Origin of the sequence: Pseudoalteromonas sp. SS15 (assembly GCF_049257195.1) — a bacterium.
Lineage (GTDB): Bacteria > Pseudomonadota > Gammaproteobacteria > Enterobacterales > Alteromonadaceae > Pseudoalteromonas.
Genome location: NZ_JBMMUD010000002.1, coordinates 97,281 through 120,273, shown reverse-complemented (window position 1 = coordinate 120,273; position 22,993 = coordinate 97,281). Strand labels below are relative to the sequence as shown.

Sequence of the window (22,993 nt, the reverse complement as noted above, 5' to 3'; positions counted from 1 at the left end):
TTACGATGAGAAATCATCAACTTTCAGGAAATACCACTAGTTGTGAGTTTTGGAAGTGCAATTGATATTTGTTTGTAGGTTTTGGAAAAAATTTAATAGAGGGGAAAAGGAGGCCAGCCGTTGGCTGACCTCACAGGAACTTAGTGAGACACCACAATTAAGCGGATCGCATCAAGTTTCAATTGCGCTTTTTCAATAAACTCATCTAATTGCGCTTTTTGCTTATCGAAGACCTGAATTTCTTCATCACGAATATTCGGGTTGATGGCTTTTAATGCCACAAGACGACCTTGCTCTTCGTTTAACGAGGTTTGCATTTTTTCTTGTGCAGAAGCTTTAAGACCAACTAACTCGGCACCCGCTAACTCATTCGCTTTAGTAATGAGTGGGTGGATCGCAGCTTGTAACGCATTTGCCAATTTACTACCCGTTTGGCGGCCAACCGCTGAGAGTTGGTTGTTGAATGCATCAAAGGCAACATTTTCAGCTAGGTTATTACCCGCTTTATCAAGTAATACGCGAATAGGTGTTGGCGGTAAGAAGCGACCGACTTGCAATGCTTTTGGTGCAGAGGCTTCAGCGACAAAAATTAACTCAACAAAGAAGGTACCTGCAGGTAGCTTTTTGTTTTTCAGTAGTGCCACTGACGCACAACCAAAGTCATCGTCACAGATCATATCCATGGTGCCTTGCACCATAGGGTGATCCCAACTGATGAATTGCGCATCTTCCTGTGAAAGAGAGGTTGCACGGTCAAACGTTACCGTAATGCCATCATCGCGCAAACACGGGAAAGACGGGTTAAGCATGTGCTCTGTTGGCTTCAAGATAATGGTGTTTTCGCCTTTATCTTCTTGGTTTACACCAAACATATCAAACACATTGATCATGTAAGCGGGTAGCACAACATCGTCATCAAGTTGTTCAATTTCGGCGGCTAATGCATCGGATTTACCTTGGCCACTCGAATGAAGCTCCAATAAACGGTCACGACCTTGTTCCATTTGTTTACGTAGTTGTGCGTTTTGTTTTGCAGCTTGTTCTAAAAGTGGGTCTAGCTCTTCTTCGTCACAATTATGCTCACTGATAAACTCTAATAAGTCATCGCTGAACTCTTTGTAAAGAAGCTGACCTGTTGTGCTGGTGGTTTCGAATGCATCTAGGCCTTCATGGTACCAACGCAATAACACTTCTTGCGCGGTATTTTCAAAGTAAGGCACATGAATGTTGATATCGAACTTCTGACCAATACGGTCAAGACGACCAATACGCTGCTCCAGTAAGTCTGGGTTCAGCGGTAAATCGAACAGCACAATGTTATGTGAGAATTGGAAGTTACGGCCTTCAGAACCAATTTCAGAACAGAGTAATACTTGCGCACTGTCGTATTCGTCGGCGAAGTAAGCGGCTGCACGGTCACGTTCAACAATGCTCATACCTTCGTGGAAAACGGCTGATTTAATGGCTTCGCGCTCACGTAAAATTTGTTCAAGGTTGATAGCTGTTTGTGCTTCGGCACAGATCAACAACACCTTTTCGTGCTTAAGCTCTTTGAGTTTGGCAATTAACCACTCAACTCGCGGGTCGAAACCCGCCCAGCTACTACCAGCACCTTCAAACTCTTGGAAGATTTTTTCTGGGAACAAGGCGCGTAATGCAGACTTTTCAGGTGTTTGAATGCCACCCATATTACCCATCACAGACATGGCGGTTTTGTATTGCTTAGGTAACTCAACCGGGTAGCTATGTAATTTACGGCTTGGGTAACCATCAATGCCACTGCGGCTATTACGGAATAAAATACGACCTGTACCGTGGCGATCTAATAGCATCGACAAGATTTCTTGCTTTGCTGCGTCATCACCACTTTGCGCTTTGGCTAGTAATTCAGTGATGTCAGTTTCTTTTAACAGGGTCTTTAAAGTCGTCTGATTCTTTTCATCTAACTCGCCTTGCTGTAACAGCTGATTAGCGGCATCAGCCACTTCTTTATAATGGCTTTCTTCTTCAACAAAAGCATCGTAATCGTAGAAGCGATCTGGGTCTAAAAGCTGCAGACGAGCAAAGTGGCTGTAGTGGCCAAGTTGGTCTGGCGTTGCTGTTAGAAGAATTAAGCCCGGAATATCTTGGCTAAGCTCAGCAATACGCAGGTATTCTGTGCTTGGCTTTTCTTTAGTTACCGTTAAGTGGTGGGCTTCATCGATGATCAATAGATCCCAATCAGCCAAAGTGGCTTGTTCAAACCAGCGGCGTTTTTTGGTGATGAACTCAAGACTCACCAATACCAGTTGCTCAGTCTCAAATACGTTTGGAGAGTCGGCAAAAGCTTCGTCGCAACGTTCTTCATCGAAGATAGAGAAGTACAAGTTGAAGCGACGCATCATTTCAACCAGCCATTGATGTTGTAAGTTTTCAGGCACAACGATTAAAACGCGGCTAGCACGGCCAGTTAAAATTTGTTGATGTAAAATCATGCCCGCTTCGATGGTTTTACCTAAACCTACTTCATCTGAAAGTAAAACGCGTGGCGCGTGACGCTGGCCCACTTCATCTGCAATATATAACTGGTGCGGAATAAGGCTGGCACGTTGGCCAATTAGGCCTTTTAAATGCGATTGCTGACGGGTGAACTGGTGCTGCCATGTGTTATAGCGCAACGTATAACGGTCGAATCTGTCAATTTGACCAGCGAATAAGCGGTCTTGTGGTTTATTAAACTTAATAAAGTGGTCTAAAAACGTTTCTTTTAACGTGGTTTTTTCTTCTGTATCGAGGCGAATACCGTGATAGCTCAGAATGCCATTTTGTTCTTCAACGGTTTCTACCTCTAGTTCCCACTCTTCGACACTGCGAATAACATCACCAGGATTAAAAATTACACGGGTAACCGGTGCTTCTTGTACTGAGTAAACGCGGTTTTCTCCACTGGCAGGGAATAAAATCGTAAGCTGTCGCCCCTCTAAAGCTACGATGGTACCTAATCCTAAATCTGATTCAGTATCACTGATCCAGCGCTGACCTAAGGAAAAATTCATGTTTGTCTCGACTTAGCAGAAAAAAGGCGGCTATGTTAACCGTAAGCAAGGGCCTATTCAATCTTGTTTCTCAGGCAATTTTATGCTTTTGAGGATCCAGTAGCGCGCAGATAAATCATTGCCTTTTAAGATAGTCGAAATCTTCTGATTTAGTGAAGGGAATTGATCGGTGTATTGAGTTTTGGTTTGAGCAAAATTCACTCCTTAAAGGTAAATACAATCTATTTCTGTCATAAAACAGACTTTTATGACAGATAGGCTAAACTTACAGTGTGGCCATGAGTTTTTGATGGCAACGTCATCAAAAGCCATGGCTGTCGCGGTATCAATGCAACGATAGGAAGATGCTATGGTAAAAGCTCAAGATGTCGATAAAAAAATGTACGTGCTCGACACTAACGTACTACTCCACGAACCACTCGCATACCTCTCTTTCCAAGAACACGATGTAGTTGTCCCCATGACAGTGTTAGAAGAGCTTGATCACATAAAGGATAGAAAACGTGATGTAAGCCGTGATGCACGTGTTGCTATACGCGGTCTTGAAGATATTTTAAGAGATGCCTCTCCAGAACAAATGTTAGAGGGGGTGAAGCTCCCAAATACCACTGGTGAGAACAACTCAAATAATTGTGGTCGTCTTGTGATCATCAACGACCATTTATTTCCTGATAATGTGTCTGGTTTACCGGGTAATGAAAATGACCACAGAATTATTAACTGTGCCATTCATTTACAGCAGCAACATAAAAGTACCAAGGTTGTGCTGGTTACTAAAGACATTAACATGCGCCTTAAAGCAAAAGGAGCCGGACTGAAATTTGTAGAAGACTATCGTACAGACCAACTCATTGACGATATTAAACTGCTCAGCTCGGGGTTTAAAAAGTTTCAAGGTGATTTTTGGCAAAGTGTTGGCGAATGTAGCTCAGAGCAGCAAGGACGTTACACCTTGCATCATATTCCTAAAGAACGAATTGAAGATGTTTTTAGTAACGAGTACATCGTTGATGAAACCGACCATTTTGCTGCGCGAGTGGTAGGATACGACGAAAAACATATTACCCTAAAAGATCTCGGGGTCGAGCGCCTAATGCATCAACAAGCTTGGGGCGTTTCACCCAAAAATATTTATCAAGGTATGGCACTTGATGCCTTATTAGACCCAGAAATAGAACTGGTCATTCTGACAGGCCCAGCCGGTTGCGGTAAAACACTCCTTGCTTTGGCCTGTGCGTTGGAGATGGTGATTGAGAAGAAGGTTTATGACAAGGTGATTGTCACTCGTAATACACCTGAAATCGCAGAGAGTATAGGTTTTCTTCCCGGCACAGAAGAAGAGAAAATGGCACCTTGGCTTGCAGCTATTACCGATACCCTTGAAGTGCTACACAAGAATGATGAAAGCCCGATTTCAAGCCGTAACTACATTATGGAAAAGGCCAACATTCAATTTAAGTCAGTAAACTTTATGCGTGGCCGTAGTATCCAAAATGCGGTGGTGATTTTGGACGAAAGCCAAAACTTAACCGCTTCACAATTGAAAACCATTATTACCCGATGTGGTGAAGGCACAAAACTCATTTGTACAGGTAACTTGGCACAAATAGACAGTAATTATTTAACCCCAGTGACCTCGGGTTTGACCTACTTAGTTGAACGGTTTAAACATTTTGAAGGTAGCGCCACCATCAATCTGAATGGTGTGGTGAGAAGTCGTTTGGCGTCATTTGCCGAAGAAAATTTATAGCTAAATTAAATCTTTTCTATTCAAATCAATGCTCACCTCGGTGGGCATTTTTTATGATTGAGTTTAATCAATCCTTTTATGTTTTTATTTCGTAGCTATATTTTGATACAGGCTGTTTGAGTATACCCAAACAACCTCAAGATACGAGGTTCAGCGAGAATTGATTGGCTGTCAGACAAGGCATCGATTTGAAGGTCTAGTGGTTCTAAATCGAAAATTGATAACGCAGTATGAAAGCCAATCAAACTCGCCCAAGGGAGCGTGCTTTCAGTCCTATTTCATCGTCAAAGAACTTGGAAAGGACTCGTCATTACGCTGCGTCCTTTTCCTTGAACTAGAACAGAAGGCAGCGCTCTGAATCATGCATCTTGAGGAAGTTTGGGTATATAAGCAGTTAATAATAACGAAAACTGAGAGTCATCATGAAAACATTATCGATATTAATCGGGGCGTCTTTACTCAGCGCGTCGTTTACAAGCATCGCAAACGTCAAATTTAAGCTAGAGGCATTGTCTGAGAACCTACATGTGCTTTATGGACGAGGTGGTAACATTGCCATTAGCACCGGAGATGATGGTATTTACTTAGTAGACGACCAATTTGCAAAGCTCAGTGATGACATAAAAAAACAAATTAGTCAGTTAAAACCTGGCGCGCCTGAGTTTGTGATTAATACACATCATCATGGCGATCACACTGGTGGAAATGAGAACTTTGCCAAAGCAGGGAGTCATGTCATAGCGCATCATAATGTGTATGACCGCTTGAAAGAAAAGCATGGTGAAGGGTCTAAATATTTGCCTGTTTTAAGCTTCAGCCAAGATATGACACTTCATTTTAACAATGAACACGCGCAGCTTTGGCATTACGCCCATGCTCACACAGATGGCGATTCGGTCATTTTTTACAAAAATGCCAATGCAATACACATGGGAGATATTTTCTTTAATTTAGGTAGTTTACCTTTTGTTGATGTCGACAGTGGTGGTTCTCTTGATGGCGTGATAAAGGCGGTAGAGCAAACCTTATCAAGAATAAATAACGATACTAAAGTTATCCCAGGTCACGGCCCTGTCACTGACAAACAGGCACTTGAAGCGTATCGCGCATTATTGTTAAAAGCTAAAAGCGCCATGGTATCAACGATGAGCGGCGGGAAATCGCTTGAAGAAGTACTTGCTGAAAAGCCGCTGTCAGTGTTGAATTTAACTTATTCAAACTGGTTACCAGAGGAGCGAGTGACCACTTTGTTTTATAGAAGCTTGAGTGCGCCAAATCATAAACATTAATTGCTATTTGTTGTTATTTCTTACATCAGTGAAGCGGTTACTTCGCTGATGTATTAACCATCTATGGTTGTATTCTAACCACTAAGACTAAAGTGTATGTCCCTAATTAAAGACATTTGCTCTGGATCAATTCTTTGATTTTATTCTGCTGTCACACTCATTGATGTAGTAAGAGTTCAGTATTAAGAGATCAAAATCTAATTGAATGGGAAATTCACATTATGACTTCAGCGTTTTATATTCCAACAGTAAATCTTATGGGTGCAGGTTGTTTGAAGGATGCCGCCGACAGCATTCAAGCACAAGGTTTCAAAAAGGGCCTTATCGTTACCGACCAAGTATTAAATAAAATTGGTGTTGTGGCTCAAGTGCAAGCTTTATTAACTGAACGTGACGTGCAAACGGCTGTTTTTGATGGCACGCAACCAAACCCAACCATTGGCAATGTTGAACAAGGGTTAAAAATCTTATCTGACAACCAATGTGATTTTGTTATATCACTGGGTGGTGGCTCTCCGCATGATTGTGCAAAAGGCATCGCATTAGTTGCTGCTAATGGTGGAAAAATTGCTGACTATGAAGGCGTTGATCAATCTGCAAAGCCGATGTTACCGCTGATTGCAATTAACACCACCGCAGGAACCGCATCAGAAATGACGCGCTTCTGTATCATTACCGATGAGGCGCGCCACATAAAAATGGCGATTGTTGATAAACATACGACGCCGCTTATTTCAGTAAACGACCCAGAGCTGATGTTAGCAAAACCAGCGTCATTGACGGCTGCAACGGGAATGGATGCACTGACACATGCCATTGAAGCGTATGTATCAATCGCAGCGACGCCAATTACAGATGCGGTGGCGATTAAAGCCATTGAATTAATTCAAGCCAATCTACGTGAAGCTGTACAAAACGGTGAAAGCATTGAAGCGCGCGAGCAAATGGCTTATGCACAGTTTATGGCGGGGATGGCATTTAATAATGCATCGCTTGGTTATGTGCATGCCATGGCACACCAATTGGGAGGTTTCTATGATTTACCGCATGGCGTATGTAACGCGATTTTATTACCTCATGTACAGCGCTTTAATGCCAAAGCTTGCCCTGAGCGTTTAACGGATGTGGCAAAAGCCATGGGTGTTGATGTAAGTTCATTGACTGTAGAGCAGGGCGCAGAAGCGGCGATTGATGCCATCGTTAAATTAGCATCTGATGTGGGCATTCCTTCAGGTATTGAGCAGCTAGGTGCCAAAGCTGATGATATTCCGACCTTGACTGAAAATGCATTAAAAGATGCGTGTGGGTTTACTAATCCAATTCAGGCGACAGCAGAAGAGATTTCAGAAATCTTCCGCGCTGCAATGTAATTAAAAAGAACGAATTTGCTTTTTAGATGTCGAAGCCTTGGTATATTTGCCAAGGCTTTTTTGCTTTGGTATTGAATTTATTTGAGGATTTTTTATCCTTACGCTTTTATCTTCTCGCCGTTTCAAACTTCAGGGCCAAACTATGTTTAGTAAAATTGTAAAACTTAAAGATTATCAATTACTCACATTAGGTTGGTTAGGTATGCTATGTATGGTGTGTTTAAACTGTACAGTGCATAGTTTATTTATTGCTAAACAGCGGGTTGATATTGCCTCCTCTATTTTGTGGTCATTGCAAGAGTTTGGTATCTGGTTGCTGATCACGCCGTTTATTTGTTTTGCTCTACAACGCAGTATGAAATTAAAGCAATTAATCTTAGTGGGTTTTTTCGCGCTTACATGCGTGTTAACCGTAAACACGAGCCTTGATGTTTTAATAGAGCAGACAGCATGGCAAGAAAGCCTTTTCTATAATTGGCATAAACATGCCATTGCTTATTTGGCCATTGTGACATTAGTGCACTTAAAAGGACGTTTGGTAGGTGACTCGCAAGGGCAAATTCATGGTTCGGCGTTTTGCGTCTCAAAGGGTTCCGTGACACAAGATAAAGAAATAAGTTCGAATTTACAAAGGTTACAAATAGAAGAATTTGATATTGCGTTTGCCGATATCTACTTTGCAAAAGCCGCGGGTAATTATGTTGAGTTACATACCAAACAAGGTATGTCACTGGTACGCACAACCATGAAAGAGTTAGAAAACAGCTTACCAGCTCAGACTTTCTATCGCTGCCATCGCTCTTACCTTGTCAATCTTTCTCATAGTGCAAAGCTGATTAATGCGCGCTCTGGGCATGGTCTATTAGTGCTGAATAACGATATTGAAGTGCCAGTCAGTAAAAGCAATCGTGCAACAACTAAATTGCTGTTAGGCCTTTAAAAATAAAGGCTAGGGACGAATGGATGAATCACCTTTTGTCCCAAATCTTATGAGTTCGTCACATAGAGCTGGGTTGGGTAGAATCGATTTTATATAGTTTTCATCATCAAAAATTTGAGGAGAAAACAATATGAATAAGCCGTCACTTACTCTAACGACTCGCTTACTACACTGGTCTGTCGCATTTACTATGCTAGGTTTGATCAGTGTGGGTTATTACATGGTGAACTGGGAGGTTTGGTCACTATACCCCATTCACAAGGCACTAGGTGTTATTGCGCTCTTGTTTGTATTACCTCGTGCGATTTACCGCATTAAAAAAGGCTTTTTACCTGCTGATGACAATGCGTCAGAGACGCTCAATAAAGTCATTCACTACGCCCATTGGAGTTTATTAATTGGTACGCTGCTTATGCCAGTAAGCGGCATGCTTTACTCAGGCTTTGGCGGGTACGGTATCGATGTGTTTGGTCTGACTTTAGTGCCAAATAACTATACAGAGAATGGCGCAGTACCTTTCAATGAGACTATTTTTGTAGTTGCTAAAGCTGCACATTCTTATATTGCTTACGCTTTAACAGCGCTCATTGCATTACACATGCTTGGCGCCATCAAGCATCATGTGCTCGACAAAGACACAACACTATTGCGTATGCTAGGCCGTGCTTAATTAAAAGGAGTGCGATAACCCTAGCTTGAGTTCTATGTGGTTGAAGTTAAAGGTTCTCTTCAACCACATGCACGATGCTATACAGGCCTTGTTTGTCAGGAAATATTAAATTCTCATTGTTATCGACCATCTTCCAATCAGTTCTACAGGTGCCTGGATATTTTGGCGTAGTGAACTCAATAGAGATATCTATGATTTCACCAGACTTTACTGTGGGCAGAGGAATACTGTCACGTGAGTAGCATAAGTTAGGGTCTTGTGGGGTCATACGTTTTAGATGTTTTTCTTTCCAAGGCACGGTGCCAATATTTTGCACTCGCCAAGTTTTAGTAAAACGCGTGTTAATAGGGATAGGCGAACCATCTGGAATAGTGACGTCTTTAATAAACTTGGTTGCAAAGCCGGCTTTTAGCTCTATTTTCTTATTCTTACTATCTGAAATATATGCATAAAAATAATATGGCGACGCTGTTAAGCAGAGCAAACTAACTAGCCATATTACATAGTTAGGTAAAGTCTTATGCTTTAATTTATTCACTATGGCGCGCAGCTTAACAGCGTTAAGGTTATTGCTGTCAGTCGATACTTTTATTTGCTCATCAGCTTTATTTGCTTGCAACAGCGCTGCGAATTCTTCTTCGCTTATCTCTAAAACGGCCATTAGTTTAGTTTGCAAATTTTCACTGGGCGTACGTTGACCATCGAGTACTTTATAAAAGTGAGAGCGACTGCATTCGCACAGGTTAACGATTTGTTTTATGGTTAGTCTTTTTGTCTCCGAGACACGTTTTATCTGGCGTCTGAGTGGTGTCATGCTTATTCCTTTTTGGAACTTTTTAATGCTTTAAGTTTTTTGTCTCTGAGACATTTTTTCCATTGTACATAAAAAAAGCAAGGCATAGAGTGTGCTGTAGGATTTTTGTAATACAAAATACTTATAAAGCATAACAATAACTTGATCCCTAACGCCAAGTAAGAATTTAAGACAATGAAATGGTTAAAGCACTTTTTGTTTTATCTAGTCACACCTAGTCGAACGTGTGAAGAGTGTACTCTGATATTTAAACCAAAACAGAGTGATGAGCGGCTATGTGAAAAGTGTCAAGCGCGGAGAAATGAGGTAAAGCAATGAACTTTATCGAGATAGTAGAGAGCTCGTAAAGCCTTTCGAAACTGTGGCGTTGATTATACCACTCTGATATTTAAACCAAAAAAGAGTGATGAGCGGCTATGTGAAAAGTGTCAAGCGCGGAGAAATGAGGCTAAGCAATAAGCCTTTATAGGTGAATTGATTGGTCGTAAAATCTCTCGAAATTGTAGTTGTTGATTATACTAATTTATAACTACTTTTTTAGAGGCGAGATAATGAGACGAGTATGTCTTGTTTTCCTATTAATTATATCGACCTGCTCATTGGCTAAGCCATTTAATGTTGTTACAGGCATTGATAGACCGCCGTACTCTTTACAAGGGGCAAAAACTGGTTTTGAAATAGAGCTATTAAGTGCTGTGCTAGACAAAGTAGTGAATAAGCATGAGTTTGTTATAGCCCCCTATGGTCGGTCAATTAAAATTCTGGATGTTAGAAACATAGATGCTATGACTACAGCCAGTGTCGCTTTATATAGAGAATCAGGCAAGCTCAGTATGCCCTATATTCAGTATCAGAATGTCGCAGTGACTTTAAAAAGCACAGATTTAAAGCTTGGGTCAATCAATGATCTAGAACGTTTTTCTATCGCTACCTTTTTAAATGCTAAAACGATCTTAGGAGACACTTTTAACCAAGCAGTATCAAAGTCGAGCCAATACACCGAATTGTCAGACCAATCTCTGCAATTACACATGCTCAGAAAAAATAAGGTTCAAGTCCTAGTAATGGATATCAATATATTTAATTACTTCAATAAGTTTCATGAACTTGAGGTTGATATTCACCGGATCTTCCCGCTCACTGCTTATGGACTTCTTATTAAAGAAAATGCTTTTAAAACCCGTTTTGATCATGCACTACAGCAATATTTAAATTCCGACGCCTACCTTTCGTTAGCCAATAAATGGTCTATTGACCCTAATCTATTAATAAAGCAGTAAATTATAAATTGCATTTAGTATGCATGTCATTTTTATTACAGAGAAAAATATGCTTTCAATCTGGTTTTACCAGTTTCTGTTAGATAGCTTTTTCGCTGAAAATTCTTTTCTGTTTACAAAGTTTCACATTCTATTTTTTTAATTTAAGTCTTTTTAAAACAGTTTATTAGCTTCGTTGCTTAAGCGGGGGTTATGTTGATTTTTGTAATAAAAGATTCATTTAGTTTACAAAATTGTAAATGTAATTAGAATTTATTGCATACAATATTCTTCATTGTATTTTGGACTGACTTTCGTGCAACTTGAGTCAGTCTTTTTTTTGCGTCAGATCAGCTGGTTATTGGCTTAATCCGTTTCCAACGCAATGGTAGTAATTGATTATCTGGAAGTAGAAGTATGATGTATAAATCTAAAAAGTTGTTTGTAGGAGCGAGCCTATTTGCTGCTGCAACACTTCCAACCTATGCCTCTGCAGCCGCCATGTGCGGTGCAACGACAACAACAGGCAATGCTTTAACGCTTGGACAAACTGAGTGTATTTCAGGAAATGGACTTTATTTCTATGTAGATATTGAGCAGGATGGCACACCACTTAACATTTTCACTTCTGGTGGCACTGGCGAGGCCGATATTCTCGTAAATACAGGAAGTTGGGCAACTTCTAGCTCCCATATTACGCGTACACAAGAAGCGGGCACAAACGACTCTTTAAAAATTACAGCAAACAAAGGTCGTTTATATATCAGTGTGTTTGGTCTTCATGAACAAGTACAATTGTCTTTGAGTAAAGCAACTGTAGATGAACAGCCTGTAGGGGCTACTTGTAGTCAAACTAAGCACCCTAGTGGCGCATTAGCTTTAAATGAATCGGTATGTATTGGTGGTAATGGCCTTTATTATTATGTTGACGTACCAGAAGACAACACTGAGTTAACAATTGAAACTCAGGGCGGTGAAGGTGAAGCGGATATCTTTGTAAACCGTGATGGCTGGGCAACACGTAGCAGCTATACTGGATCATCTGCGAATGCAGGCACCAATGAAACATTAAAAGTGACGGCTAATAAAGGGTTATTTTACGTCAGTGTAATGGGCCAAAATGACGGCGTGAACTTCTCAGTTAAAACTGGAACTTCCACACCTGATCCAGTAAATCCAACAGATCCTTCAACAGCCGACTTTGTGGTTGTAGAGCCAGTTGTGGTGTCTATACCGGCTGCAGCGATTAATTCAAAAGCAGAATTTAGCTCAGATGTTGAGCAGATCATTGCCTCTACTTGGGCGCAGTGGGGCGAGATTTCAGCAAACTCTCCAGGTGTAGTCGCGGATGTTGCCAAAGCCATTCATTTCCTTGCGCAGCAAGATGATATAAAAGACAAAGACTTAGATACACTCCTGTATTTCTTACGTAATTTTGCCGCCAATGGCGACTTTACTCAGTTTAGCCAAGCTGATGCTAAGTTAATCAGTGATGCGCTTCATGCGGTTGCTATGATGACGGAGTTTTATACCACAGGTGCGCCGGCTGGCTTAATCCATGAAAGCTATGCAACAGCGTTAATTAATTTAACTACAGCCGAAGGCGCACAGTTTATTACTGAGCAATTACCACACTTAATGGCGTTGACTCAGTTTTATGCGGGTTTATCTAACCCATATGTAAACGACAATTTTGGCTACAGCACCAATCAAATCTTAAAAGCATTTTATGATTTAGCTTACATTGGTAAGCAAAATGCGGTGATTAAAGCGGCATTTAATGAGCATATGCTTGCTGTGATGTCTGTACTGCGCAGTTATGCACTAGGCGAAACAGGCTTAGATATGCGCTGGAATGCAGATGCTGATCGACTTTGGATTGTTCCGCACGAATTTTTAGCATTAGGCCATGTTGCAAATCTTGCAGAGCCAGCAGTTCAAGCGCGTATTGATGGTATTGTGAAAGAAATCTTCGACGTGACATCATCACAAGTTGATGCAGAAGAAGTGAAGAAGAAGATCACAGAAAGCTACCTTGAAACCGTAAACCGCAGCTGTGACAGTAGCGATGCACTAAACGGTTATTGTGCTGTGCCTAAAAAGGTGGAAGATATCTTAACCATTACCTACCAATGTAATGACGCTATCACCATTCGTGCACAAGCAATGACAAACCAGCAACTTGCAACAGCATGTAGCAAGATGGCTGATGTAGGCACCAATTTCCACCAGTTCTTTAATACCAATATGCAGCCGGTGAGCAATGATAACAACACCAAACTTGAAGTAATTGTTTATGCAACACCTGAAGACTATGAAGCATATGGCTATCAATTTTTTGGTCATAATACCAATAATGGTGGTATTTACCTTGAAGGCGACCCAAGTGTCGCGGGCAATATTCCGCGTTTCCATGCAATGCAATGTCCACAAAGCTGGGTTGGTTTTTCATGTGACACCGCAGGTGAAGTTTATAACTTAGAGCATGAATACGTTCACTACTTAGATGGTCGTTATAACTTATATGGCATGTTCGCACACCATAATAATACGGTTTCTTGGGCCGAAGGTTGGGCTGAGTTCTTAACCAAAGGTCAATATAACAAGCGTAACTTTGATGCCATTGCGGGCAAGACTATTCCGTCTTTACGCAGTATTTTATTCATGGAATATGGGTTTGATAATTTGTATCCATGGAGCTACTTAACCATGCGCTACTTGGCTGAAAACCATAAACAAAGTGTTTTGGCGCTTTCAAATGCATTGAAGTTAAGTGATAGCACGGAGTTTGAAACACTACTTGGTCAAATTGCGACCGATCATAATGATGACTTTATCAATTGGATGGTTGCAAACACCGATGCGGTTGCACCTGGTGAAATACCAGAGCCAGTTGCAGGTGTATTTTCTGGTTGTGAGTTATTAACCACTTATGAGCGCGGCACAGCAAAAGCAAGTGTTTCAATCACCAACCCGTATGCTGAACCTGTGACTTTATACTGGGTGAATCCAGCAACTGGTGCAGCGGATCTAGCTAATCCATATGCAACCTTGAGTAATGGCGAAGTATATAGCGCTGATTTTTGGTCTCAAGGCGACCGTATGGCGGTGATGGATAGTCAAAATACCTGTTTAGGTGTGGCGGCGTTAACAGAGCTAAACAGTGATTATGTGATCACGCAAGCTATGCTACCAACGACAGATTCTGGTACAGACACTGGCTCTGGTACAGACACTGGCTCTGGTACAGACACTGGCTCTGGTACAGACACTGGCTCTGGCACAGACACTGGCTCTGGCACAGATACTGGCTCTGGTACAGATACTGGCTCTGGTACAGACAATGGCTCTGGTACAGACACTGGCTCTGGTACAGACACTGGCTCTGGCACAGATACTGGTTCTGGCACAGATACTGGTTCAGGCACAGACACAGGTTCTGGCACAGGTGAAAACCCTTGGTCGCCAATTGCGAACTGTCCAAATACTGAAACAAATAGTGCCTATGACATCGCAATTAATGAAAAGATCTGTATGACGGGCTCAGCGCCTAAGTACTTCACCATGACAGTACCTTGGGATGCTTCAACCGTTACCATCGGCCTAATGGGCGGTGAAGGTAATGTAAATCTGTATGTGAACAATGAAAGTAATGCTTGGCCAACGTCTGCAGCAGCTGAGCTATCAAGTACCAATGCGGGTACATCTCAATCAGTTCAGTTTACTGCCAATGCAGGTCAGCAGATCATGCTTCAGCTTGATGGCCAGTTTACTGGGGTGACATTCCATGCCTTAGTGCAAAGTAATGAGCAAGGTGGTGGCAACACAGATCCAACACCAACCGATCCAAATGACCCATTTGTAAATAACCACCCAGAGTTAAATGATGGCTTACCTGAAGATGAATCTCGCTTCTTAGGCTTAGATGGCCAGGCTTTGGTTGAGCGCATTATGGCGTCTAACCCGCAACATGTGGGTGCCGTATTCAACATTAAATCGGGTCAGGCGAGATACTTATTCAGCGAATCTAATATGATGTCGGTGATCAGTGAGTTACGTCGTCAAGCGCGTACTATTGATGAGTACAATGCCTATAAAGTACAAGGTTTAATTTACTTCTTACGTGGCGGGTTATTTGTACAGTTCTTTAACCCTGATCTAGTCCCTGAGTATTCTTCAACTATTGAAGTAAACCTAAAAGCAGCAATGGAGGACTTATTTGCGAGCTCTGGTATTTATGGTGAGTCAAACGACCAAGCATTAGCGCTTCAAGAGTTATTAACGCTAACTGACTCAGCTGAGATCCGTGCGCCATTCTACGATAACTACATCAATATTTTAGAGATGTTTGATGAAACATGGGCGGCTAAGCGAAGCCGAATGGCGGCTGCTAATGCCATGATGACCGCGTTTTTCCGTGCTTCACAAGCAGCGCCAAATGGTGATGCAGATTTCATCGCGCGTATGCAAGATGGCCGTTTACTAGATACCATGTACCGCTTCCAACGTGATAATCGTTATTTACTACAAGCAGACGATAACTACTTTATTAAAAATGTGGTGAATGAGCTTGCGCGTTTCTTAAGTGTGCCGTCATTAAAAGACCAGGTTAAGCCAATGGTTAAAAATATTTTGGTATCAACCAGTAAATATGATGAAACCGCGCCGCTATGGGTAAAAGCGGGCAGCATGGTAGATACATTTGACCGTCAAGATTGTGGTTACTATGACATCTGTGGTTTTGCATATTACTTAGAAAAAGAAACCTTAAAGTTCAACTATCAGTGTTCAGATACGTTAAAGATCCGTGCTCAGCAGATGTATAACGATCAAGCACAGTGGATCTGTGAAGTATTAGGTCAGCAAGAAGCGCATTTCCACAATGTATTAAAGACGTATAACATCCCTGTGGCAGATGACTATAACGATGCACTTGAACTGGTTATTTTCAACTCGTCAGAAGATTATCGCGACTATGCCGGTACATTCTTCAATATGGATACCAACAACGGTGGTATGTATTTAGAAGGTGCGCCGAATGATCCGAATAACCAAGCGCGTTTTATTGCTTATGAGCAAAATGGCGATGACTATTTCCACGTATGGAACCTACAACACGAGTATGTTCACTACTTAGATGGTCGCTTTGATTTATACGGTGACTTTGCACAAGGCCTAACAGCAGCAACAACTTGGTGGACAGAAGGTTTAGGTGAATACATTGCATATCAAGACGGCTATAACCACGCTATCAATGTTGGTCAAGCGGGTAACGTAGCACTGTCTACTATTTTCACAAACACCTATGAGTCTGGCCAAGATCGCATCTATCGCTGGGGTTATTTAGCCGTACGATTCATGCATGAGCGTCATTCAAGTGATGTGGCACAAATCCTAAACTACTTACGCAGTGGCGAATATCAAGCTTATCAGCAATACATTGATGATATTGGTACACGTTATGACAACGAGTTTGCAAATTGGGTTGCGTCACTTAAAGAAGGTGTGAGTGGCATCGTTGAGAAAGGTCCTGATGATTCAGTGGCTGTAAACTCTGGTGAATTAGGTAATTGGGCGGGTGAACCTGAAACCATCGACACCGACTTCACGCCATGTTTGGCAACAGATGCAGCTAACGCATATGACCCAAGCAATAACGAAATGACCAAAGGTGTAACCGTTGTGGAATGTATTTCACCAAGCACATCGAGCGCAAACTTTGTGTTTGCCAATTCAGGCTCTGAGCCGTTAACACTGCGTATCACCACACAAGGTGGTTGGGGTAACCTAGATATCCTATACAAAGGTGGTAACTGGCCAACACGCAGTGACTACACAGCCAAATCGGGTGGTCACGGCAATACAGAATCGATTGACCTACAAATCGATGCCAATGAACACTGGCACTACTTCTCTCTTGACGGTCAATTTGGCGGCGCCAAGATGACCGTGGAGATCGTTGAGTAACCATCTCACGGAAGTAAGCTAACAGTTTCATTATTGATACGTCCCTAAAGCCACTCGCAAGAGTGGCTTTTTTGTTTTCAGTATATTAGCGGGGGAAGGCCGCATTTAACTTAAGTTGCAAAGAAGTAAAGAAGGTAAAAAGTAGGCATAAAAAAAGAAAGCATATGCTTTCTTTTTCTGTTTATTTTGTATTTAAAAATTAGCCCCGGTTGGCGGTATTTTTCCATTATCTGTTTTTGGTCTTTGATGATGTTCATGACCGTGTTCAAGCTTTTCGTTATGGCCATGACGGCTTCTGGTTTGATGATTCGGCCGAAGTGGTGGAGCAGAAATATTAGGGCTAACTGGCGCAGCTTGCATTGCAGGCGCCTTAACATCTGGTGTTTTGTGCACTATGGCAGTCATAGGCTGCTGTAACTCAGGTCCTTTCGTTGGTAGAGAGCTTGGTGGCGCATTTTCCGTATGCTGGGTAGTTAATACAGAAGGTTTTAATGGTGCTTCTTCTGGTTGAGAATTATGCGTGAAAATAATGACGCTAGACACCGCCATTAACGCAATTGGAATGACAATTTTATTCATACGACACCTCTGAATATTGTATACATTAAATCTATCACTTCAGCAGGCCTAAACCAAGTTTGCCATGTTTAAAATTGTAAATATATTAATGATAAAAAGTCACCATTCAGTAAGATTGCTTGCTAGTATTAACGTAGATCATTACCCCAAAGGAATTTGTGCATGATGATGCACACGGAAGAACAACTAACCACATCACCGCTGCAATTTTATCGGCGTGCATTTTGGGTTGCGCTCTCGATAACGATTATGTTGGCTGCGACACTAACATTGCATTTGTATAACCTTAAACTGCAACAAACATTCACTCAGTTCGAAACCCACTATGAACGGCTTAATAGCCAGTTAGATAAAACGCTGACGGCCGTTGATAATATATTTCTCGCCGTTAATGTGAGCTTAGAGCAACCTCTTAGTTACGAGTTTTCTCAACCTAAAACCTCTCCCATTATTCGCCATTCAAATTATTATTACCAATCTTTGGGTAAGTACTTTGGTGAGTTGGTCGGTTATGGTGATTTAAAAGGCGTTGATTTATCGCACCCATATTGGCAAAAAGTGATGGCGTTGGGTGGGGTGTTTAATACTTCTTTGGCTTTGCTTGAGCCACTTGAAGCAATTGCCTACGTCAGTGAGAGTGGCCTCGTCTTTATCAAAAGAAGGCATACTCAGAACAGTGAACTTTTGAGCAAAATTGTTTCAGGCAGCTTTAAAGTAAATACAGACCCTTCTAAATTCATGGTCAGTCAGCGATTGGAAATAGCTGGTAAAAGTTACTTTGCGTTCTCTAATCAGCGTATTTCAAGTTCACGTGCTCATACGCTGATGATCTTTGATGCGAGTAAGTTCCAAGCATTGTTTTATGATAAATCACAACTAAAAGCTGAAGTCTATTTAAGTGATAAATTACATCGGAACTTAATTACAGATTTGTCATTGGGCAAGCCTGTTTATCCAGACCAAGGTGAAATTGCACCTTGGCATGATGGGGTTATATTTTATAAAAGTGAAGCATCGCGCCCGCTTGATGTATTTATGAACGTGTCTGAGCAAGGCTTTGCAGAGTCTATTATTTATAGTTTAGGGCTAGAATTTAGTTTCATTTTATTATTTATTTTAGCAACTTACTTTCCCTTGCACTGGCTCTGTGAACAAATATTTGTAAGACCATTGAAGGAGCTTTTCTCATTTATTCAGCAGCCCGAAAATCACTCCAATACTTATATTGTGCCTAAGCTTTGGCTTTCTGAATTTAAACAAATTAAAACCATTCATCAACGTCGCGCACAGTTATTTTCAAGGGTAAAAGAAGATCATCAAGCGCTCACCGACCAACTTCAACAGAAGCAGCAGTTTCTGGAGCTTGCTGGGCAAGATAAAGAGCGACAAAGTGCGGTACTCAAGGGGGTGTTAGATGCGGTGCCTGATGCCGTTTATTATAAGAATACAGATGGGGTATTGATTGGCTGCAATAGATCTTTCGAACGCTTGCTCAAAACAAGTAAGCTAAACTTGCTTGGCAAAGACTTTAATGACTTTGCTGAACACTTCCGTGCAATAACGGATATCGAAGCAAAAGTCACTGAGCAGCACAAACCCTTTTCTCAACAAATGAGTGTCGAGCATAGTACTTACTTAGTTACGGTCGCGCCTTTTTTTAGCGAACAACTTGGTGTGATGGGCTGTGTCGGGGTATTACGTGATATTACTGAGCACCAAAAAGCACTGCAATCTTTGCAAGTGTCTGAATCTAACTTTAAATCTGCTATTGAGTACGCACCTAACGGGATCGCGCTTGTAAAAGTAGATGGCACTGTAATGATGTTAAATAAGGCCGCCGAACGTTACTTAGGATGTAGTAATAAGCAAGGGCAGCACGTATCTACACTGTTTGGTTATGAGAATTATCAGCAAATTTCTCAGGTATTAGAGCATTTATCAAAGCACAAACAGTCTGTTGACCAACTGAGTTTGACACAATCTGGAAGCTATCCGTTTCTCGATTTGCGTGTGTCTTTGGTATGTGACAGTGAAGAAATGCCCAAGTATTTTGTGATCCATATTCAAGATATCACAGAAATCACCACGTCAAGGATGGAAGCCGAAAGAGCCACATTAGCCAAAAGCCGCTTTATTGCCAATTTAAGCCATGAAATTAGAACCCCCCTCAATGTCATTATTGGGCTGGTAGATATGGTAAAACGCGCTGTTACAGAGAAGCAGCAGCAAAGTCGCTTAGAAACAGTCACGCATGCCGCTGAAACCTTGTTAGAGATGCTGAATGATATTTTGGACTTTGCCAAAGTTGAAAGTCATGAAGTGAGCATAAAAAGTAACGACATTATTGTTAGTGAACTCTGTGAAAATCTTCAAGAGTTAATCGAACCGCTGGCAAACAAAAAGGGGCTCGCAGTGTCCTTTACAGTTGATGAAGATGTATGGCCTTGTTTATATGGTGATAAACAAAAGCTTACGCAAATTCTGTTGAACTTATTGAATAATGCTGTGAAGTACACACAAAAAGGCACGGTAAGCTTTGCGCTGAATCTCACTACCTCTGATGCTGAGACACAAACCATTCAATTTTCAGTTAAAGACACAGGCATAGGCATTAAAGAAAGTGACCAAATAAAACTATTCGATGCATTCACCCAAGTTGATGATAGCCTGTCTCGTGAACACGAAGGAATAGGCTTAGGACTTGCCATAGTGAAACATGAAGTTGAGTTATTGGGTGGCGCAATCGCCTTACAAAGTCAGTTAGGCAAGGGCAGTGAGTTTTACTTCTCACTCACTCTGAATAAAAAGTTGTCCTCAGATGCAAAAGTCGCTAAATCGAGTGTATATTTTGGTGAAACAGCGCCTAATTTACTTAAAGAGTTTGGTATATGCACAATACAAGAAACGGATGTACTACCAGATAATAGTCATTATTTAATTGTTGAAAAAGGAAGTTTACCTAAGTTACCACTTACTCTTTTGAGCTCAATGACAGGCCTTAGGCGCATTTATGTGAACCAAGCAGAGCCTCAAGAAAATGACGTAGACTTGGCAGGTAAATCTTTGCGCTGTAAAGAAGGGGCATTTCTTCAATCGTGCTTATCAGATATATTTTTCAAACCTCAAGACGTGGCAGTCTTAGCTGAGTCTCTTGAGCATGAAGCTAACAGTCCAAAACTTCAAAGTGTTTATCAAGGTGCATTATGTTATGTGGTCGATGACAATGATATTAACTTAGAGATCGCTAAAAATTTATTGCGGCAATTGGGCGTCAGTGTTGTCGTCAGTCAAACGGCAAAAGATATTTGTGATGCGGTCGATAACCTAAGGCCAGATATTATTTTTATGGATATCCATATGCCTGAAGTTGACGGCTTCCAAGCAGCTAAGCAACTCAATGATTGTCAGTATTTAAATGAGATCCCCATTATTGCCCTGACAGCAAATGCAGAAATTTCTTCTCAACAAGAATATTTGCATTCTTCGATGCAGGGATATATTAATAAACCTGTAACCATTGAAGAGTTAGAGAAAATATTGGTTAAGCATGTAAAGCCACAACGTAAGTTTTTTGACGAAGCCTTTGCGCTTCAGCAAATGATGGGTGAAGCCACATTATTAGATAATATGATGGTAAAATTTCTTGAGATGTGCGAGAAATATATAACGCAATTAAAATCAAGTTTAGAGACTAAAGAAATGATTTTATTAGCGCATAGTATTAAAGGGGCATCAGCTGGGTTAGGATTTGAACAATTAGCAGAAGCAGCGAAGCAGTTAGAAGCAGAGTTAAAGCAACAACAAAAAATAGTAAATCCTAAGTTAGTCGTTGAGCTTGAAACGCAATTATTAAAAGTACAAGCGTTTCTGAAAAATAGAGCAAGTGGGTGTTAAATGGCAAAAATTGCGCATATTTTAATTGTAGATGACGATCCGCTTAATCGTGTCGTATTAGAAAACACGTTGTCAGATGAGTACAGCATCTCACTGTGTGCAAGTGGTGAAGAAGCGGTCAGTTTTCTAGAATCAAATACGGTAGATTTAATTATTTCAGACATTCGTATGCCAGGTATGAGTGGCTATGACTTGCTTGAAAAGCTAAAAGAAAAACAGAGCACTTATTCTATCCCATTCATTATTATCTCTGCGAGTAACAGTTACAACGATGAAGCTAAAGGGCTTGAAATGGGCGCGATGGACTACATCACAAAGCCGTTTAGTCCAGTCATTGTAAAAGCAAGGGTAAAGAATCACTTAGCAATAAAGCAAAAGAATGATTTACTCGAAAAGTTGGCTGCAATTGACGGCCTAACAGAGATCCCCAATCGTCGATTATTAGACGAAACCTTAGCGAGTTATTGGCAGGGTTGTTCACAAAGCCATGAGCCTTTTTCGTTATTCTTAGTTGATATAGATTATTTTAAAGAATTTAATGATACCTATGGTTATGCAGCGGGTGACGAGTGTTTAATAAAAGTCGCACAAGCTTTGAACGAAAGCAGCCGTAAACATAATGGTTTCGTTGCTCGATATGATGGAGTGCGATTTGCAGCGCTACAAAAGGGTAAAAATAAAGAGCAAATCTCACTGTTTGCAAAACATATGCATGATGTTATTGATGCGTTGAAAATCCCACATAAAAGCTCACCAATTTGTGCTCATGTCAGCATTAGTATTGGCATAGTACACATAGATAAGGATTTTAATGGCAGTGATCAAGATGTATTGAAGATTGCTGATGACGCGCTTGTGAAGTCACATATGCAACAAGAAAGGGTCACAATATTAAGCCGTTAAAAGAGTTTAACGGCTTAATGAAATACTTATAAAATTTGCAGTAGTGCTGATTGTCCAAACCCAATGAGCTTTTCATCCTTAAACACCAGTGGCGTGCATTCGTCTTTTGTTACTTTGCCATCAGAATGTTTGCTGTTTGTTGCAAAGTAAATCACTTTGAAAACACTTTCATCTTTTTTCACTAACTCTGTAAAGTCAGGAGTTGGGAATTGACCAAGTACTTGGTTGTAGTCAGCGCCAAGGTCTAATTTTGAAATTGTTTTACGGTTTTCTTCTTGCTGATACTGCCAGCGATTACCGTTGTGGTTCGACGCCCAGCCTGGCTCAACGCCATCATCAGATACAGCTACAATACAGCCTGAAAGTAATGGTGCACTTAGCGCAGCAACAAGTAATAATTTTTTCATTGTAGATTTCCTTAAAAATTCGTTTCGGATAATTTGCTTTTACTAGAGCAATATTATTGCCAACTTTAAAAGTCTTTATTTTACAAATGTCTGTTGTTTTTTATACAAGCTTAAAA

At 41.1% G+C, this 22,993-nt stretch carries 13 protein-coding genes; 9 read left to right on the top strand and 4 right to left on the bottom strand.

The window, feature by feature from the left end; all coding sequences use genetic code 11:
• Positions 1-140: 140 nt before the first annotated feature.
• Positions 141-3,035 carry an RNA polymerase-associated protein RapA gene (gene rapA, locus AAEU28_RS04715; protein ID WP_421963166.1) on the bottom strand — a complete coding sequence of 965 codons (2,895 nt, stop codon included), beginning with the start codon at positions 3,033-3,035 and terminating at the stop codon, positions 141-143.
• Positions 3,036-3,384: 349 nt separating this feature from the next.
• On the opposite strand from rapA, the gene AAEU28_RS04710 reads away from it, so the two are divergent.
• The 5 genes from AAEU28_RS04710 to AAEU28_RS04690 all read left to right on the top strand — a co-directional run bounded on the left by AAEU28_RS04710 (position 3,385) and on the right by AAEU28_RS04690 (position 9,054).
• On the top strand, positions 3,385-4,785 hold the full coding sequence (locus tag AAEU28_RS04710) for a PhoH family protein (RefSeq protein WP_421963165.1): 1,401 nt from the start codon (positions 3,385-3,387) through the stop codon (positions 4,783-4,785).
• Between the two features lie 419 nt (positions 4,786-5,204).
• The gene (locus AAEU28_RS04705) at positions 5,205-6,074 is read left to right on the top strand and encodes an MBL fold metallo-hydrolase (protein WP_421963480.1); all 870 of its coding nucleotides are present in this window, start codon (positions 5,205-5,207) and stop codon (positions 6,072-6,074) included.
• Positions 6,075-6,295: 221 nt separating this feature from the next.
• On the top strand, positions 6,296-7,444 hold the full coding sequence (gene yiaY / locus AAEU28_RS04700) for an L-threonine dehydrogenase (protein ID WP_404393851.1): 1,149 nt from the start codon (positions 6,296-6,298) through the stop codon (positions 7,442-7,444).
• Positions 7,445-7,586: 142 nt separating this feature from the next.
• The gene (locus tag AAEU28_RS04695) at positions 7,587-8,384 is read left to right on the top strand and encodes a LytR/AlgR family response regulator transcription factor (protein ID WP_421963164.1); all 798 of its coding nucleotides are present in this window, start codon (positions 7,587-7,589) and stop codon (positions 8,382-8,384) included.
• Between the two features lie 130 nt (positions 8,385-8,514).
• Positions 8,515-9,054: a cytochrome b gene (locus AAEU28_RS04690; protein WP_421963163.1), complete on the top strand. Its 540-nt coding sequence runs from the start codon at positions 8,515-8,517 to the stop codon at positions 9,052-9,054.
• A 46-nt stretch (positions 9,055-9,100) separates the two neighbouring features.
• Here the strand turns inward: AAEU28_RS04690 and AAEU28_RS04685 are convergent, their stop codons facing one another.
• Positions 9,101-9,868, bottom strand: coding sequence for an NBR1-Ig-like domain-containing protein (locus tag AAEU28_RS04685; protein WP_421963162.1), 768 nt, complete (start codon positions 9,866-9,868; stop codon positions 9,101-9,103).
• Between the two features lie 551 nt (positions 9,869-10,419).
• Between AAEU28_RS04685 and AAEU28_RS04680 the strand changes: the two genes are divergently transcribed.
• Both AAEU28_RS04680 and AAEU28_RS04675 read left to right on the top strand, forming a co-directional pair.
• A complete protein-coding gene (locus AAEU28_RS04680) occupies positions 10,420-11,148 on the top strand; it encodes a substrate-binding periplasmic protein (protein ID WP_421963161.1) in 729 nt (242 codons plus the stop codon).
• Positions 11,149-11,544: 396 nt separating this feature from the next.
• Positions 11,545-17,094 carry a collagenase gene (locus tag AAEU28_RS04675; RefSeq protein ID WP_421963160.1) on the top strand — a complete coding sequence of 1,850 codons (5,550 nt, stop codon included), beginning with the start codon at positions 11,545-11,547 and terminating at the stop codon, positions 17,092-17,094.
• A 192-nt stretch (positions 17,095-17,286) separates the two neighbouring features.
• Here the strand turns inward: AAEU28_RS04675 and AAEU28_RS04670 are convergent, their stop codons facing one another.
• Positions 17,287-17,673 carry a hypothetical protein gene (locus AAEU28_RS04670; RefSeq protein ID WP_421963159.1) on the bottom strand — a complete coding sequence of 129 codons (387 nt, stop codon included), beginning with the start codon at positions 17,671-17,673 and terminating at the stop codon, positions 17,287-17,289.
• Positions 17,674-17,835: 162 nt separating this feature from the next.
• On the opposite strand from AAEU28_RS04670, the gene AAEU28_RS04665 reads away from it, so the two are divergent.
• Both AAEU28_RS04665 and AAEU28_RS04660 read left to right on the top strand, forming a co-directional pair.
• Positions 17,836-21,567 (top strand): ATP-binding protein, encoded by a 3,732-nt coding sequence (locus tag AAEU28_RS04665; RefSeq protein WP_421963158.1) that lies wholly within the window; start codon positions 17,836-17,838, stop codon positions 21,565-21,567.
• Entirely contained in the window at positions 21,568-22,470 is a 903-nt protein-coding gene (locus AAEU28_RS04660; protein WP_421963157.1) for a GGDEF domain-containing response regulator, read from the top strand.
• 26 nt (positions 22,471-22,496) lie between these two features.
• On the opposite strand, the gene AAEU28_RS04655 is transcribed toward AAEU28_RS04660, so the two are convergent.
• Entirely contained in the window at positions 22,497-22,877 is a 381-nt protein-coding gene (locus tag AAEU28_RS04655; RefSeq protein WP_421963156.1) for a DUF3192 domain-containing protein, read from the bottom strand.
• Positions 22,878-22,993 lie beyond the last annotated feature (116 nt).